This window comes from Zoogloea sp., from assembly GCF_044344315.1.
Lineage (GTDB): Bacteria > Pseudomonadota > Gammaproteobacteria > Burkholderiales > Rhodocyclaceae > Zoogloea.
The window spans coordinates 78,318-93,898 of the sequence record NZ_JBIJDC010000001.1 but is presented as its reverse complement, the minus strand read 5'-3'; the positions used below and the strand labels follow the sequence as shown (position 1 = coordinate 93,898).

Annotated in this window: 16 protein-coding genes; 2 read left to right on the top strand and 14 right to left on the bottom strand. The window is 66.3% G+C overall.

What is annotated here, in order from left to right; genetic code table 11:
• Positions 1–70 precede the first annotated feature (70 nt).
• The 6 genes from ACIQ09_RS00450 to ACIQ09_RS00425 all read right to left on the bottom strand — a co-directional run bounded on the left by ACIQ09_RS00450 (position 71) and on the right by ACIQ09_RS00425 (position 6,595).
• Positions 71–787 (bottom strand): class I SAM-dependent methyltransferase, encoded by a 717-nt coding sequence (locus ACIQ09_RS00450; RefSeq protein ID WP_398304434.1) that lies wholly within the window; start codon positions 785–787, stop codon positions 71–73.
• Positions 784–1,566, bottom strand: a complete 783-nt coding sequence (locus ACIQ09_RS00445; RefSeq protein WP_398304431.1) for a polysaccharide deacetylase family protein — start codon at positions 1,564–1,566, stop codon at positions 784–786. The genes ACIQ09_RS00450 and ACIQ09_RS00445 overlap by 4 nt, the downstream gene beginning before the upstream one ends.
• Position 1,567: 1 nt before the next feature.
• Complete coding sequence (locus ACIQ09_RS00440) at positions 1,568–3,898, bottom strand: MMPL family transporter (RefSeq protein ID WP_398304428.1); 2,331 nt, start codon at positions 3,896–3,898, stop codon at positions 1,568–1,570.
• The gene (locus tag ACIQ09_RS00435) at positions 3,895–4,467 is read right to left on the bottom strand and encodes a LolA-related protein (protein WP_398304425.1); all 573 of its coding nucleotides are present in this window, start codon (positions 4,465–4,467) and stop codon (positions 3,895–3,897) included. Before ACIQ09_RS00435 ends, ACIQ09_RS00440 begins: the two co-directional genes overlap by 4 nt.
• The gene (locus tag ACIQ09_RS00430; RefSeq protein WP_398304422.1) at positions 4,464–5,336 is read right to left on the bottom strand and encodes an acyl-CoA synthetase; all 873 of its coding nucleotides are present in this window, start codon (positions 5,334–5,336) and stop codon (positions 4,464–4,466) included. Before ACIQ09_RS00430 ends, ACIQ09_RS00435 begins: the two co-directional genes overlap by 4 nt.
• A 71-nt stretch (positions 5,337–5,407) precedes the next feature.
• Positions 5,408–6,595: an AMP-binding protein gene (locus ACIQ09_RS00425; RefSeq protein ID WP_398304418.1), complete on the bottom strand. Its 1,188-nt coding sequence runs from the start codon at positions 6,593–6,595 to the stop codon at positions 5,408–5,410.
• Here ACIQ09_RS00425 and ACIQ09_RS00420 point away from each other — a divergent pair.
• On the top strand, positions 6,486–6,731 hold the full coding sequence (locus ACIQ09_RS00420; RefSeq protein WP_398304538.1) for a hypothetical protein: 246 nt from the start codon (positions 6,486–6,488) through the stop codon (positions 6,729–6,731). The genes ACIQ09_RS00425 and ACIQ09_RS00420 overlap by 110 nt on opposite strands.
• A 335-nt stretch (positions 6,732–7,066) precedes the next feature.
• Here the strand turns inward: ACIQ09_RS00420 and ACIQ09_RS00415 are convergent, their stop codons facing one another.
• The 8 genes from ACIQ09_RS00415 to ACIQ09_RS00380 all read right to left on the bottom strand — a co-directional run bounded on the left by ACIQ09_RS00415 (position 7,067) and on the right by ACIQ09_RS00380 (position 15,064).
• The gene (locus ACIQ09_RS00415; protein WP_398304415.1) at positions 7,067–7,753 is read right to left on the bottom strand and encodes a hypothetical protein; all 687 of its coding nucleotides are present in this window, start codon (positions 7,751–7,753) and stop codon (positions 7,067–7,069) included.
• Entirely contained in the window at positions 7,750–8,043 is a 294-nt protein-coding gene (locus ACIQ09_RS00410) for a phosphopantetheine-binding protein (RefSeq protein ID WP_398304412.1), read from the bottom strand. The genes ACIQ09_RS00415 and ACIQ09_RS00410 overlap by 4 nt, the downstream gene beginning before the upstream one ends.
• A gap of 54 nt (positions 8,044–8,097) precedes the next feature.
• A complete protein-coding gene (locus ACIQ09_RS00405) occupies positions 8,098–9,351 on the bottom strand; it encodes a beta-ketoacyl-[acyl-carrier-protein] synthase family protein (RefSeq protein WP_398304409.1) in 1,254 nt (417 codons plus the stop codon).
• A 3-nt stretch (positions 9,352–9,354) separates the two neighbouring features.
• Positions 9,355–9,606 carry an acyl carrier protein gene (locus tag ACIQ09_RS00400; protein ID WP_398304406.1) on the bottom strand — a complete coding sequence of 84 codons (252 nt, stop codon included), beginning with the start codon at positions 9,604–9,606 and terminating at the stop codon, positions 9,355–9,357.
• A gap of 156 nt (positions 9,607–9,762) precedes the next feature.
• Positions 9,763–11,640, bottom strand: coding sequence for a DUF4105 domain-containing protein (locus ACIQ09_RS00395; RefSeq protein WP_398304403.1), 1,878 nt, complete (start codon positions 11,638–11,640; stop codon positions 9,763–9,765).
• A 94-nt stretch (positions 11,641–11,734) separates the two neighbouring features.
• Positions 11,735–12,217 (bottom strand): DUF3015 domain-containing protein, encoded by a 483-nt coding sequence (locus ACIQ09_RS00390; RefSeq protein ID WP_398304399.1) that lies wholly within the window; start codon positions 12,215–12,217, stop codon positions 11,735–11,737.
• A gap of 140 nt (positions 12,218–12,357) precedes the next feature.
• Positions 12,358–13,584, bottom strand: a complete 1,227-nt coding sequence (locus ACIQ09_RS00385) for a methyl-accepting chemotaxis protein (RefSeq protein ID WP_398304396.1) — start codon at positions 13,582–13,584, stop codon at positions 12,358–12,360.
• Between the two features lie 94 nt (positions 13,585–13,678).
• A complete protein-coding gene (locus tag ACIQ09_RS00380; RefSeq protein ID WP_398304393.1) occupies positions 13,679–15,064 on the bottom strand; it encodes an FAD-binding oxidoreductase in 1,386 nt (461 codons plus the stop codon).
• Between the two features lie 129 nt (positions 15,065–15,193).
• Between ACIQ09_RS00380 and ACIQ09_RS00375 the strand changes: the two genes are divergently transcribed.
• A complete protein-coding gene (locus ACIQ09_RS00375; protein WP_398304390.1) occupies positions 15,194–15,574 on the top strand; it encodes a RidA family protein in 381 nt (126 codons plus the stop codon).
• Positions 15,575–15,581: the final 7 nt, after the last annotated feature.

Here is a 15,581-nt window from a genome sequence, read left to right as displayed (position 1 = left end):
TTTTCAGGCGGTGTCCGGAGTTTACCAGAGGGGCTCATGGACTGAGCTATGGCGTGTCATGACAATGGCTTCAGTTCGGGAAGGCGCTGAGCAGAACGTTCGCAAACCCTGCCCCTGCCATCGGGCAGGGCTCGACGCGGAAGCCCAGATCGCCCAGGAGGGCCTGCCAGGCGGTGGCCGGGCGACAGTGAAGTTGCGGCCAGGCGCCACCTTGCACCCTGACCACGAGGCTGTCGACAACGCGGGACAGGCGATGAGGCAGCCCGGCGGCCCCGTCGCCGACCCGCAGTAGCAGTCTGCCGTTGGGTGACAGGCTGCTGCGGATGCGTTGCAGCAGGCCCTCCTGGGCGCTGTCGGGGAGGTAGTGGAGGACATCGAAGAGGGTGATCACGTCGGCGCCAGGCAGTGCGAAGTCACGCAGGTCACCGAGGTCCAGGCGGACGGAGAAGTCGCAGTCGGCCAGGGCCAGATGGGCATACCTGATCGCTGCGGCCTGCATGTCGAGCCCATGATAGGCGCTGATCCGTGGTGGGGCCGCTTGCTCAACCGGCCAGTCCTGGCGGGCGTGGAGCGTGGCGGCAGCCTGCAACCAGCTGGCCAGCAGGCCCTGCCCACAGCCCAGGTCCAGGTAGCGGCCGCTGGCCGGGAGCAGGCCCGGGCGCAGCAGGGCTGCAAAGACTGGATCGTTGGAGAGCTTGCCCCGGGCGAAATGCCAGGCCCAGCGGCCGGCGGGGCGGTAGGGTGCGCTGGCCTGGTGGACCAGCCTGCGCTGGAGACCGTCGCTCACAGGCACACCGGGGTCAGGCCGGCCGCACGGATGCGGGCGAGGAGGGCGGGCAGCACCTCGAGGATTACCGCCTGTCCGGTGGGCGTCCGGGCCGCGTTGCCGTCATGGAGGAGCAGGATGTCCCCGCCCGCGAGCCCCCTGGTGAGCCGTGCGAGCACGCTGGCCGGGTCGCCGTTGCGGGTGTCGTAGGCGCGACGGGTCCAACTGGCCAGCTGCAGGTCGAGACGCGCCAGCACCGGGTCGAGAAAGGGGTTGCGCAGACCGGCCGGTGCGCGGAAGTAACGGGGGCGCCGGCCGGTGAGCGCTGCAAGGCTGGCCTGCGCAGCGGAAATCTCCCGGGCCATGGCGCCCGGGCCAAGGGTCGAGAAGCGCTTCCAGTGGTGTTCGCTGTGGTTCTCGATGGTGTGCCCGCGGGCGATGATGTCGCGCACCAGGCCCGGATGGGCAGTGGCGCGCTGGCCGATGCAGAAGAAGCTGGCTCGAGCGCCGGCGGCGTCGAGCTGGTCGAGCACTTGGGGTGTGACCTTGGGATCGGGGCCGTCGTCGATGCTGATCACGACCTCGCCGCGGGCGGCTGCGTCGGCTGGCAGGTGGGTTAGGGTGGGGCCGAGCAGCTTGGAGCGGGGCAGCAATCCGGCGGTGGTGAGGAGCGCATGATTGGCGACAAGCATGCCGGTCGCTACGGGCCACGTGCCGGGGTCCAGCAGCATGCCGGCCAGCGCCCCGGCATGCACGAGGGCGCTCACCTGCAGGGTGGGGCTTGGCCGCCAGTGGCCCATCTCAGCGGGGCGCCCGGTGCGCCAGCATGGCGGAGAGGACCAGCGTGAGCACTGCGCCGGGGCCGACGGTGATTCCGATGGCCTGAAGCACGGGCACAGGCGAGAGGGCCAGGATGCCGAAGCCGATCACTGTGGCCAGGTTGGCGAGGAGCAGCGAGGCCAGCGTGCGGGGATCGTCGCCCGGGTTCTGCTCGGCCTGGTTGAAAAACAGCGCGTAGTTGGTGCCTACTGCGACGATCAGCAGCATCCCGACCAGGTGCAGGAGGGTCAGCGCGTGACCGGTGGCGACAAGGCCGGCCATGACGATCAGCTCTGCGGTGACCACCGGGACCATCACCCGCACCAGGCGCATGGGCTCCCGCAGCACGACGCCCATCAGCACGACGATGGCGAGAATGCCGGCCAGGGACAGCAGGATGGCTTCGTCGAGATAGGTCCGGTAGAGATTGTTGGATTCGCCGAAGATGTCGACGAACAGGGCCTCCGTGCCGTTCAGGGCGGCCTCTACCCGTGCTGCCTGGAACGGTGCGTCACCGTCTGGCGTGCGCAGGGGGATCAGGACGGTCCATCCCTGTGGACGTTCGAGCAGCAAGGAGTCGACCGCCAGTGCCAGTGTGGAGCCGCGCAGGGATTCCGGGGTGAGAAGGGCTTGCGTGCGGGCCTGGTCCACATCATCCAGGAAGGCGTTCAGGCGGTCTGGGCGAAGGGGAAGGCCGACGAGGGCGGTTTCCAGGTTGCGGGCCAGGGCATCCCTTTCCGGTAGCGCATTGCGACGGGCCTGCTGGGTCGCAGTGCTGGGCAGAAAGCGTGCAGGGCTCTCGAAGCCGGCGAGCACCCCGTCCGCCACCAGCCCCCGGAGGCGCTCTCCGACGAACTCGGCACGTTCCAGCGCATCTTCACGGCTGCCTGCCTTGAGCACCACCAGATAGCGCAGATTGGGTGCACCAAGGTCGGCACGCAGGCTTTGGTCAAGGGCCTGGTCTGCGGCGGAGACGGGGCTCAGACCCGAAAGGCTGCTGCTCCACACGTGGTCCCTGTTGGCGACAAGGACGAGGACTGCGGCCAGCCCCAGTATAGGCACGATCAGCCGCAGCCGCGACAACCAGGCCCAGAAGCCCGCCAGGGCCCGGCCGATGGGCGCAATGTCATGGATGCGCAGCTTGGCCGGGCGCAGGTGCGGTAGTACGAAGCGTGTCACCATCGCAGCGGTGACGAGCCCGGCGATCGAATAAAGGCCGAGCTGGGCGAGGCCGGGAAAACCGGAGAACAGCAGGGATGCGAAACCGAATATGGAGGTGAGCACGCCGAGCCGGATGGTGGGCCAGAACCGCTTCATCCAGCCGCCTTCCTCCTCTTCGTCCGACTGCACAAAATAGTAGATGGAGTAATCGACAGCCTCGCCGATCAGGGTGGTACCAAAGCCGATGGTCAGCCCGTGCACGGTGCCGAAGCCCAGGGCCACGGCCGCAATGCCCGCGAGTGCCCCGCTGGCGACCGGCAGCAGGCCCAGGAGCACAGCGGTGAAGGAACGGTAGATGAGTAGCAGCAGGGCAATCACCGCGGTGGTGCCCAGGGTGGTCAGCCGCACGGCCTCGGATTCGATGGCGGTACGGGAGTTGACAGCAAACACGGCCGCTCCTGATACCACCATGCGTGCTTCGGGTTGTCCGGCTTTGCTTGCGAGGTTCGCGAATGCCGAACGGATCTGGGTAATGGCGAGGGCCTGGGCGTCGGTGTCGGAGCCCGCTGCACGGGTCTGAAGCATCAGGATGGCCCGCTCTCCGTCACGGGACACCCAGACGCCGTTCTCGCTGGCTGGGCTGCCGCTGGTGTCGAGGCTGCCGATCAGTTCGACCAGCTCGCCGGTGGGGTCGCGGCCCAGGAGCCCTTTGAGCATCAGCCCGATGGGAGAGGCCAGAAGGTCAATGCTCTCGCTGATGGCTGCATGAAGCCCTTCGGGGGTGAAGCGCTCGGGGCGAACCGTAGGACTGAGCAAGTAACGGTTGGCGAAAAGGAGTTCCCGGTCGCGGGCCAGAATGGCTGCGTCACCATTGCGTACGGAGAGGAACAGCCCCCCGTCCTCAAGGTGCTTGGCCAGGCCGCGGGAGAGTTCGGCGCGGCCAGTCGGGGTGCTGCCCTCGATGCCCACCAGCAGCAGCCGGGACAGGACTCCCTCTGTGAGTTGGTCCACCAGCAGCTGCTGTGCTGGTGTCGGGCTTCGCGGCAGGAAGGCCGACATGTCGGCGGTGTAATGGGCGCGCAGGGCCACGCCGGCGCACAGGGCCAGACCGAGCAGCCAGAGCAGGACGGGGCGGGCGCTCAGGCGTTTCATCGGGCGTCGAGGGGCTCAATGGACATGAGCGAGCGGTCACCATCCGCCTGCAGGTACTCGATGCTGCGGACCTGCTGCCGGCTGCCACTGATGGTGATTCGGGTCACCAGTTCGGCGATGCGCGGATTGCTGGGGGAGAGGTTGAGGGTCCAGTTGTCCCGCTGACCTGACAGGTGCAGCGCATAGTTCTGCTCCAGCGCGGCGCGATTGCCCGACAGGGTGCCGCGGATGCTGGCCACAAAGGCCAGGATTTCCGGCTGTTCCCGCAGGCGCAGGGTGAGTTTCTGCTTGCCCCGTTCGAGACTGATCTCGTCCTTGTCGAGCACCATGACCTCAAGGCGTGGCGTAAGGGTGCGCTTCTCGAGGTAATCCGGTGCCACGTAGCGCATTTCGCCCGAGGACACGACCGGCTTGTCGAGGAGGGCGATGTATTTCCGTTCGGTGAAGTGGGCGCGTCCGCCCTGATTGCGGGCGAGCTCGGTCATGAGCTGGGGCAGATCCCATGCAGCGACGGCTGGCAGGGAGGCCAGCGTCAGGAGACAGGTGACAAGGCGGAAAGCGAACTTCATTGGGCGGGGTGAGTGGACGGTGAGCGGGGATCGCTCCAGAAATCGAAGAAGTTGAACCAATTGTAAGGAGCCTTGCGGCAATGGTTTTCTAGCAGGGCTGCATAGGTTTGCTGGGCCTCGGCGATGGCGGTGGATCGCTCGCGGGGCTCCACGTCGCTGAAGTCGGCGAGGGGGGACAGTTCGACCCGATAGCGTCTGCCGCCCAGCCAGGTGCCACTCATGAAGAGTACCTGCCGTTGCAGGAGCGCTGCGAGTCGGAAGGGGCCGTTGGGAAAGGGGGCTGGGCTGCCGAGGAAAGGCAGGTGCCGGACGCCGTTCTCTCCGGGGTTGCGGTCGGCGAGGACGCCTACCAGCTGCCCGCCATCGAGCCTGTCACGCAATTGCAGCATGGAGTCGAGCTGGCCGAGGGGGAGGATGTCCTGGCTTGCGGTGGGGTTGATCGCTGCCAGTACCTGGTTGATCTTGCGAGCGTTTTCGGCGTGCATGAGCATGCAGATCGGCTGCGTTGCATGCCTGTGGCCGACGGCGCGGAGAACCTCGAAGCTGCCCAGGTGAGCGCCAAACAGGAGAATGCCGCGGCCCTTGGCCATATGCGCTTCCACATGTTCAAGGCCGTGAATCTCAATGTCGAAGAGGTCGAAGCGGCCGTTCAGGAAGTAGATGCGGTCGTGGATGGTTGTGGCGAAGGTGAGGATGTGGCGGTAACGATCGGCCAGACCGGGCGCGTGTCCGAGAACGCGCTGGAGATAGGCCCGGGAAGCTCGTCCGGCCTTTGGGGAGAAGAGCAGGAAATAGATGGCGATGCCGTGCAGTACTGTGCGGCTGAGCTGGCGTCCCAGGGTGAGGGACAACCAGACCATGAAGCGCATGATCGGAACGCTGCTGCGTTCCGCCTGGCGTGCCCAGCTTGCACCCTCGGCGGGCGACGGGGACGGACGACTCACGTTTGCGGCCCGATGGCAAAGCTGCCGGAGGCGACAAGTCGATCGGATGCATGGACCTCGAATGCCAGGGCCTTGGTGCTGGCCGGGGCATAGCGGAATATGAGGTGGGTGCCCGGGCCCACGGGCTCGAAAAATTTGGTGTTGCCCAGACCGCGGATCGTGCAGCCCGTGGGCAGCAGTCCATCGGCCAGATAGGTGGCTTGATCAATCAGCACCACGCCCGGCAGGATCGGCCGTCCGGGAAAATGCCCTGGAAACGCAGGGTGTTCGGCGGGTACGGTCCAGCTGCGTTCCCTGTTGTGGGGGGGCGTGCCGGCCGTGTCGGTGCTTCCCGTGGCGCCGGGCAGAAGAGCCAGCAGATCGGCGCGGGGCAGCTTGCTGGCTGAATTGCGGGGGAGGCGCTCGACGAACACCAGCGGGCGTGGAAGAAAGGCTGTATCGATGCGGCTGCGCAGGGCCGCGAGCAGGCTCTGGCGGGTATGCTCAGGCGCCACGACACAGGCACACAGGCGGGTGGCGTGGTCGTCGGGCTCCGCGTCGGGCATGAAGAACACGCCGTCGATCACGCCGGATACTTCCAGGAGTTGCTGGTTGAGGTAGGCGAGGGAGGTGCGTTTGCCAGCAATGTTGACCTGGTCTGCGTTGCGGCCATGCAGCAGGAAATGACGTTCGTCCACGAGCTCGATCACGTCGTTGATCGGTACCGTGCCTTCCACGTGACCGCCCCGGGCGGCGTGGCCGGTTTCCGTCGCGCAGAGCGTGACGTCGCCGAGAAGTTGCCAGACGCGGGTCTGGGTGGAGCGGCGGCTGGCCAGTTGGCCGGTTTCCGTGCAGCCATAGATCTCCAGCAGAGGGGCTCCACAGACGGCTTCCGCGCGGGTCGCGAGATCCTCGGAGAGGGGGGCCGTAGCCGACAGAAGGAAGTCCACTGGAGGCAGCGGCAGTCCGGCATCCAGGAGGGCGCGCAAATGGAATGGGGTGGTAACGAGCGCGCGGGGGGGGGGGGACGGCTTCGAGAGCTGCACCAATGTCCGCCGGGTAGAAGGGGCGTCCGGACCAGCAGGCACTACCACCGTGCAGGCAGATGAGTACGGTGGATTCGAAGCCGTACATGTGCTGCGGCGGAACCGTGCCCACCAGGGCTCGGCCGCGGGCGCCGAGGCGTTCGGATTCTGCCCGGGCATTGATGACGAGATTACCCCAGGTCTTGAGATGGGTCAGGGCGGTGCCGGTGGAGCCGGAGGTGAAGACATGGGCGACAACCTGCTCGGCGGGGATCTCCGGTACATCCAGGATGCCCTGGGCGGGGGCGTGATCTGACGGGATGAGAAAACCCGGTAGGTCGACACCCTCCATGCTTCCGTCATGCAGGCAGAACACGTCCGGGGTGTCGTGCTTCAGGCGGGAGAGTGTGTTCGGCGTCAGGCTGGACGGTAGCAGGCTGACCTGTCCGCGGACGATGGCCGCGGACAGGCCGACCAGGAAGTGATAGCGACTCTGGCAGATGTTGAGCACATGCCTGCTGTCAGGGAGCTGCACGGCGAGATGGTGTACGTCCGCGAGAAACTGATTGCGCGTGACAGGGCCGCCGGGCAGCCAGGCGATGATGCTATCGGGGGCAGGAAGATCGGTCAGCGGACAGGAGGCTTGCCTCATCAGGAGATCCGGGGGGGCAGGTCGGGTTCAGTGATCGGAGGTGGAGGTGTTCGGGTCGCGGTCATGTAGGCCTTGACTGAGGCGATGATCCCGTGGCGCTCCTCCGGAGGCAGACGCTTGCGCCGCACCAGCCCTTCACCGATAAACATGAGCGCCAGGGAGGGCAGGTAGAACAGGTTTGTGAAGGCGGACCACAGCGCGATCGGAGCGAACAGGTACAGGAGTATCGAAATGCAGGCGCTGGCAAAGAAGAACACGGTCCAGGCAAGGGTGACTTGCCGTGTGTAGCGCACTACCGTCGCACTCGGGGACGGGTGCAGCAGCATGGCGAAGGTGGTGCACGCCGGGGTGCGGTCACCCAGCAGGCTTTGACCGAAATAACTGGCGAGAGCCAAATTGGTGCCCAGATACTGGAGTAGGTAGAGATGGGTCAGATTGTCCCGCACCAAGGGCCAGACGAGCAGTGCGAAGCCGATGCTTGCAAGGCCTCCCAGTAGCGCTGCAGGCAGGCCAAAACGCCGGTGAAGCAACTCGGCAAGCAAGGCTGTGGCCGGTAGAAGGCTGAGCAGGGCCGCCCAGGGGGCTGCATCCGGATAGGTGCTGACGTAGTGAGCCAGCGCGTCGTAGGCGACGATCGCGCTTCCTGCGAGCAGACCCGTAACGAGGGGGCCAGGCCGTCTCTTCATGCGGCCCTGGATGTGGCGACGTAGTCCGCGAGGCTGCGCAGGGAGCGGAAAATGTGCGTGTTGTCCTCGTCGTCGGCACGCAGCTGGATGCCGTATTGCTTGGAGATGACCAGAGCAACTTCCAGAATGTCGATGGAGTCCAGCCCGAGCCCTTCGCCGAACAGGGAAGCATCGGGATCAATCTCGGACGGGGACGTCTCAAGATTCAGGGCGGAGACGATGATCTCGGCGATCTCGGCAACAAAGGCGGGCGTAGCGCCCTGCGTGTTCTGTTGAGGCGTGGTGCTCATGATGTGGAGTGCGCTTGCGAACGGAAAGTCGGGAAGAGGAAGCTGGGCCAATGCTCAGGCCGGGTCGGCCTTGCGAAAGGCCAGCACGGCATTGCATCCGCCGAAGGCGAACGAGTTGGATAGGGCTACGCGTGCGTCTGTCCCGCGGAGTGCGCTGCCGGTGATGTGGCGAACCCCTTCGCAGGCGGGGTCTATGGCGTCCAGGTGGGCGGTTGGCGGCAGGGCATCTTCGACAAGGGCCAATACAGTGGTGACTGCCTCAATGGCGCCGCCTGCGCCCATCAGGTGACCGTGCATGGACTTGGTGGCACTGACGGGAACCCGAGCCGCCCGGTCGCCAAACAGGGTGCGCAGGCTGTCTACTTCGATGGCATCTCCTTCGACGGTGGCGGTGCCGTGGGCATTGACATAGTCCACGTCGTCGGGGGCGAGGCCGCCATCGTCCAGCGCGAGGCGCATGGCGCGGACCTGGCCCTCCCGGTCGGGGCGGACAAGATGGGAGTGATCGCTACAGGTACCGTAGCCCACGACTTCGGCGAGGATGGTGGCGCCGCGCGCCCGGGCATGCTCCCACTCCTCGAGGATCAAGGTGGCTGCACCTTCGCCGAGAACCAGACCGCTGCGGCCAGGGTGAAAGGGACGGCAGCTGGAGGGGGCTGTGTCTGCGTCGCCCTGGGCGACTACGCGCAGGGCGTCCCAGGCTTTCATGACCGCATAAGCCAGGGGCACGTCGGAGCCTCCGGTAACCATCAGGCGCGCCTCCCCGTTGCGAATGCGTTTGAAGCCTTCTCCGATGGCTGCCGCGGCGGATGCGCAGGCTGCCACATAGGTGAGGCTCGAATTGCCCAGCCCGAGCTGGATCGAGATATGGGAGGCCGCAGCATTGCTCATGCCCAACACCACGGACAAGGGCGGCAGGCGGTCACGCCCGTTCTGCCACATCTCCCGATAACCCCGCTCCCAGGTGCTCGTGCTGCCGAGGGCGGACCCCCAGGAAACGCCGTAGTCTTGCCGGCCTTCCTGGTTGCGGGCCAGGCCAGCGTCCCTCCAGGCTTCAAAGCAGGCCGTCAGGGCCATCTGGACGGAACGATCAGTGGTGCCGGCGAGGGCTTTGCCGATGCTGGCTTCGGCATTGAACCCTGCGCAGTGGATGGCCGGCTGGGTGACCGGCCGTGGAGGCTGGTCGATGGTGTGCAGCTGGATGAAGGACTCGCCGCTTGCCAGACGGCCGAACATTTGCCGCGCGTCGATGCCCGAAGGGGCAACCACGCCAAGGCCCGTCACGGCGACGCGGTGGATGTCCGCCATGGGTTAGGCCTGCTTGGCTTTCTGTGCTTCGACGACGAATTCGTCAACGATGCTGACGAGTTCGCCGATGTTCTTCGGTGAGCGTACATCCCGCTCAAAAACCACGTTGTACTTTTCCTCGCATTCGAAGATCAGTTCGACCAGCATCAGGGAGTCGATCTGGAGTTCTTCCAGGGTCGCTTCCGGTTGGATTCTCGAGGGGTCGATTTCAAGACGATCAACGAGGAATTCACGGATGACGGTCAGAGTGTCCATGGCAGATAGCGGTTTCGGGATGAGGATGGGTATCCCGGGTCAAGCGTGCCGGGGATCTGGTTTTACCCTTGATTTTAACATGGATGTTCCGGACTCAAGCCGCACTTGCGCCGCGGGCGGGATTCGCTTTTGGTGATTCATTCTGCATGGCAGGGGCTAGAAGTAATGCTGCCAGCCCAAAGTCAGGCGGCGTTCCGCCCTGTCAGTGTCGGGCAGTTCGATGTGGGTCCATTCGTAGCCGGCGACGAGGTTGTCGCGGGGAGTGAGGCGGGTGCGCAAGTGGGCGCGGGCCGTGCTGCGGTCGAGGCGCCGGTCGTTGAACCACTGGCGGCCCGCTTCGAGTTGCAGGCGGCTGCCGGCGCCCACGTCCCACAGCAGGCCGGCCAGGGGGCCACTGCCGATAGCCCAGTGTTTCTGCAGGTCGCCGTGGCCGAGGAGCTGGTTCTCCAGAAAGACATAGCCGAGCAGGCCCTTCCACTCCCAGGCGGCACCGGGGCCGCCGGCCACCATGGGGCCGGTGGCGCGGCGGGCGCCCAGGGTGCGTTCCCAGCCGAAGCGGACTTTCCAGGACAGAGGCTGGGTCCAGCTCAGTCGGGGCGCGACGGAGACGATGTCCACCGGCAGGAAGCGGTCGAGCCGCCAGCCTTGCCCTTCGCGCTGGCTGGCGCCCAGGTCGAGGAAGCGGATCTGAGCGCCCCGGGCGTAGCCGGTTTCGGCGTCGAGGAGGTCATGGTAGGCGGGGCGCAGGTCAAGGAAGAGGGCGTTGGTGCCGTCCAGCCGGCCGGTGGCGAGGCCGGCGCGCCCGGAGGCGTGTCCGTTCTCGGGGCGAGGCGGCACCGGGATCGCGCCGGTGTCGATGGTCGGCAACTGGCTGCGGATGATCTGGATGGCTTTCAGGCGGGCCAGGGCCTCGTCCTGGTCGAGCTTGCCCGCATGCCCACGGAGAGACACCAGGCGGTCGGCAAACTCGAGCTGTTCGATGGCTTGTGTGTCGGTGCCCAGGCTTTGCGGGGTGCGCCGGCCATCGGCCACCGCGATGGCGGCGTCCAGGCTGGTCGGGGCCAGGCGGCTGGCGCGATGGGCCAGTTCGGTGCCGGTGGAGGGGCGGAAGCGGATGTCGGTGACCAGATCCGGCATGGCCACAACCCCCTTCACGGTGTCCACGGGGATGGCGGTCCAGTAGAACTGCTTTGCCACCCGCAGGCCTGGCCGGGCCACGTCGAGGAGGCGCAGGATCATGTAGGAGCAGTTCTCGTCGAAGAACCAGTAGTCGAAGCGGGTGGCGCCGATCTCCCAGGCGTGGCGCAGCAACTGGCGGGTTTCGGCGGGCGTCAGGTTGAGCCGGTACTCCCATACATCGCGGCTCTCCATGTCGCTGTATTCGCGCACCTTGGCGTAGTAGGGCGAGCTGGACAGGGCGCCGGGATAGAGGCCGGTCAGGCCCTTTAAGGCGAAGGTGAAGCCGTCGGTGGCGTCGGCCTTGGCCGCGTAGTTGATGGTGTAGGCGAGCAGGCGGGTGGCTTCGGTCTGCTCCGGAGTGTCGATGCGCAGCAGGGTGTGGCCGAACATGGAGGCCGGGCTGTTCACGTAGGCAGAGGGGAAGACCAGGGTCACGCCGGCGGGGTTGATTTCGGCGGCCCATTTTTCCAGGCGCGGGCAGGGCTGCTCGGGCAACTGCATTGGGCTGAGGGCGAGGCGCTGGCGCAACCAGTGATGGCGCGCCGGAAAGCGGCATTGGGGGTGCTCGTCGGGGGCCTCGGGGCGGGCCGGCTCGAACAGGCGGGCGAGGGTGGCGTCGAGTTCTGCCGTTGGGTTGCGGGCGCCATCCGGGGCGTTGAAGAAGCCCTTATCGTCGGCCAGGCTGCGTAGGTGGCCGGTGATGGGGTAGGGCTCGTACTGGAGCAGGTCGGCCCAGGCCGGGTCATCGGCGAGGCGTGCGTCGCGGGCCGCCGTGAGGGTGTCTGCCAGGGTGTCGGCTTGGGCCGCGGCCATGGTCAGGCTCAGGGCGGTGCCGAGGGCAATCAGGATCTTCATGGGTGGGCGGGCGCAAAAAGAAAAAGCCCTGTGCAGGCACAGGGCTTGGCGTGGCATGGGTCGGGGAAGGTCCGGCGACCCGCAGCCCCGTGGCTTACACCGCGTCGGCGTACTTGGCGAGGCGGGCGTCGGACTGCAGGGCAGCCTTCAGCTGGGTGGCGATGGTTTCGGCGGAGTCGACGGAGGCGAAGATTTCTGCGTGACGGGCCTTGGTCAGGCTGACGAAGGCAGCCTTGTCCTGGGCGTCGATCTTCAGCAGGGCGGCCAGTGCGTCCAGGGTTTCGCCCTGACCGGAGGCGGCGTCGCGGGCCAGCTGCGACTTGTTGCCGTCGATGAACATGGCGGTCTTCCAGGCGGAGGTGACGACGCCATCCTGGGAACAGCCGAGGGTGCCGGAGGTGATGCCGAAGGTCTGGTTGCCAAAGGTGCCGTTGGTGGTGGCGGCGAGAACCTGGGGTGCAAGGCCCCGCTGACCTTCGAAGACCTTGGATCCGAGGCCGCAGGAGCCGATGTTGTTGGCGGCGGCGAAAGCAGTCACGGGCAGGAACACAACCAGCGGAAACAGCAGTTTTTTCATGGTGCTTACCCTCATTTTATATTCATTGGTTTGTGCATCATCAAGACGATGCCGAGAGGATGGTAGCGCATTCGGTGTCAGGGGCAAGAGGGAGGGGCGTGGCGAGTGTTGTTTCGCCGCAAATCACCGCCTCTGGCGGCTCAGAAGAGATCGACGGCGCCCGCGTTGACGTCGGTCTGACGTACCGAGTCGAAGCGGATTTCCTCTGCCGAGCGCGTGGATGCCTGCAGCAACTGGGTCAGGATCGCGTTGCGGCGCTGGATGCGGGCGAGGCCGTCGCGCTCCTCGACGTCCCGGTGCACGTCGAAGAAGCCGTGGGCGTACTGGCTCATGAAGTCGGTGTGTTGGCGCAGCTTGCCCAGGAGCTGGCTGACGATGTCTTCAAACTGCATCGACAGGACCCCCTGCATGACCAGGCGGTGGATGGCCGCCGATACTTCGTTGATGCGCTGGGACTGCTCGGCGGCGCTGGCGGTCAGGTCCTGCATCTCGCGGCCCATGGCGGTAACGCTGGCCTGGGAGGCTTCGGCTTTGCTGACGTCGGTGGAGGCGGTGACATCCACGGCGCTGCCCACATCATTGATGGCGGTGTGGATCTCGGCCAGCAGCGCATCGATCTGTTCGCTGAATTTCTCGGTGCGCTGGGCCAGCTTGCGGACTTCGTCGGCCACCACGGCAAAGCCGCGTCCGGCCTCGCCGGCCCGGGCTGCCTCGATGGCGGCGTTGAGGGCCAGCAGCTCGGTCTGGCTGTTGATCTGGTTCACTTCGGTCATCAGGCGGCTGACCGCGTCGACCTTGCCACGCATGGTCGCAAAGCGCTCAGCGATGTCTGCGCCGCTGGTCTTGAGCTGCTGCACGGTGCTGACGAAGGCATCGATGGTGTCGCGGGTTTCCTCGGCGAAGCGGATTACCCCGCTGTTGCGGGCCGAGCTGTCCTGGGCGCCAGCCAGGGCCAGGAGTTCGTCGGCCAGATGGCGGAGGGAGTCGGACTGACTGGTGTTGCTGCCGGTGAGGCTGCGGTTGAGGTCGGCCAAGGCATTGGAGAACACTTCCTGGATCTGGCCCAGGGATTCCTGCAGGCGCTGGTACTGGTGCTCGCTGCTGCCGGCGATGCGTTCGCATAGGGCGTCATATTCCTGCACGCTGCCGTTGATCCGCTCGCGCTGCAATTGCTGGTTGCGCCGTGCCCGGGCCCTGGCCCGATGGCTGATCACGGTTGCGGCCAGCAGGGACAGGATGGTTCCTGCACCCAGGGCATAGGCCAGCCATCCTGGGCCATCAAACGCTGTGGCGATGATGCTGGCGATGGACAGGGCAATGCCAGAGAGGGTTGCGACGTCGTCGGCGCGGATGGTCGTGGCGTGCATGGGCGGGAACGGTTACGGACGGGACAATTCCTTAACGGCGGTGTTCTGAGTGACTTGATGATTGACTATGACATTAATCACAATTTGACAGGAACTAGGTCACCTTGCCGAGGAGTACTTTCCCGGGGTTCATGAGATTCAGGGGATCCAGGGCGGCCTTCAGGGCGCTCATCACCGCGACGCCTTCACCGTGCTCGGCCAGCAGGAAATCCCGTTTGCCGATACCGATGCCGTGCTCACCGGAGCAGGTTCCGTCCAGGGCCAGCGCGCATTCCACGATGCGCCGGCCGAGTGCTTCGGCAGCGTGCACCTGGGCCGGGTCGTCCGGGGTGGTGAGGATCACCACATGAAAGTTGCCGTCGCCCACGTGGCCCACCACCGGTGCGATCAGGCCGCTCTCGGCGATGGCCGCCTGGGCGCCGGCAATGGCGTCGGCGAGGCGTGAGATGGGGACACAGACGTCGGTGGAGATGCCCCGGCTGCCCGGCTTGAGGGCCAGACTGGCGTAGAGCACGTCGTGACGGGCCTGCCACAGGCGGCTGCGGTCCTCCGGGCGGGTGGCCCACTCGAAGCCTTCGCCGCCGTTGTCGGCCGCGATCTCCTGCACCGTGCGGGCCTGTTCCTCGACGCCGTTGGGCGAACCGTGGAACTCGAAGAACAGCATGGGAGACTCGCGCAGGTGGGTCTTGCTGTAGCGGTTCACCGCGTGCACGGTGAGGGCGTCGAGCAGTTCGATGCGCGCCACCGGTACGCCCAGCTGGATGGTCTGGATCACCGTCTGCACGGCGCTGGCCACGTCGGGGAAGGAGCAGGTGGCGCTGGAGATGGCCTCGGGCAGCGGGTGCAGGCGTACCGTGACTTCGGTGATGACGCCCAGGGTGCCTTCCGAGCCGACGAACAGGCGGGTCAGGTCGTAGCCGGCCGCAGACTTGCGGGCGCGCCCGCCGGTGCGGATGACCCGACCGTCGGCGAGCACCACTTCCAGGGCCAGCACGTTCTCGCGCATGGTGCCGTAACGCACGGCGTTGGTGCCCGAGGCGCGGGTGGCCGTCATGCCGCCGAGGGACGCGTCGGCGCCCGGGTCGATGGGAAAGAACAGGCCGCTGCCATGCAGGGCGGCGTTGAGCGCCTTGCGGGTCACGCCGGGCTGCACCACGGCGTCCATGTCTTCGTTGTGGATGGTCAGCACCTGGTTCATCTCCGACAGGTCCAGGCTGAGGCCACCGTGGGTGGCCAGGATGTGGCCCTCCAGGGAGCTGCCGACGCCGAAGGGGATCAGCGGTACCCGGTGTTCCCGGCACAGGTTCACTATCTCAACCACCTCGGTGGTGCTGTGGGGCCACACCACGCCGTCGGGCAGGGCGTCGGGGAAGTGGGATTCGTCGTGACCGTGGTGGGCGCGCACGGCTTCGGCGGTGGAAAAACGCTTGCCAAAGCGTTCGGTGAGCTGCTGGACAAGGGGGGCGGGCAGGGCAGGCATGGTGTCTTTCCGGTTCGAACGGGCCAAACCCGAATCTTGCCACCGGCGTGCGCCGGGCAGGAGCAGGGTAAACTCCGGTCCGAGCAGATTTCGCCGGTTTGCCGGCCTCTTTTCACCCGGAGCCCCTTCATGAGCAAACAGATCATCGCCACGCCCAGCGCCCCCGCCGCCATCGGCACCTATTCCCAGGCCGTCAAGGCCGGCAACACCGTCTACCTGTCTGGCCAGATCGGCCTCGACCCGGTCAGCATGCAGATGGTCGAGGGTTTCGAAGCCCAGACCGTGCGTGTTTTCGAGAACCTCAAGGCGGTGGCCGAGGCCGCTGGCGGCTCCCTGGCCGATGCGGTCAAGCTCACCATCTACCTCACCGATCTGGCCAACTTTGCCAAGGTGAATGAAGTCATGGCCCGTTACTTCTCGGAGCCCTATCCGGCCCGGGCTGCCGTGGGCGTGAAGGAGCTGCCCCGCGGTGCCGTCGTCGAAGCCGACGCCATCCTGGTCATCGGCTGAGTACCTG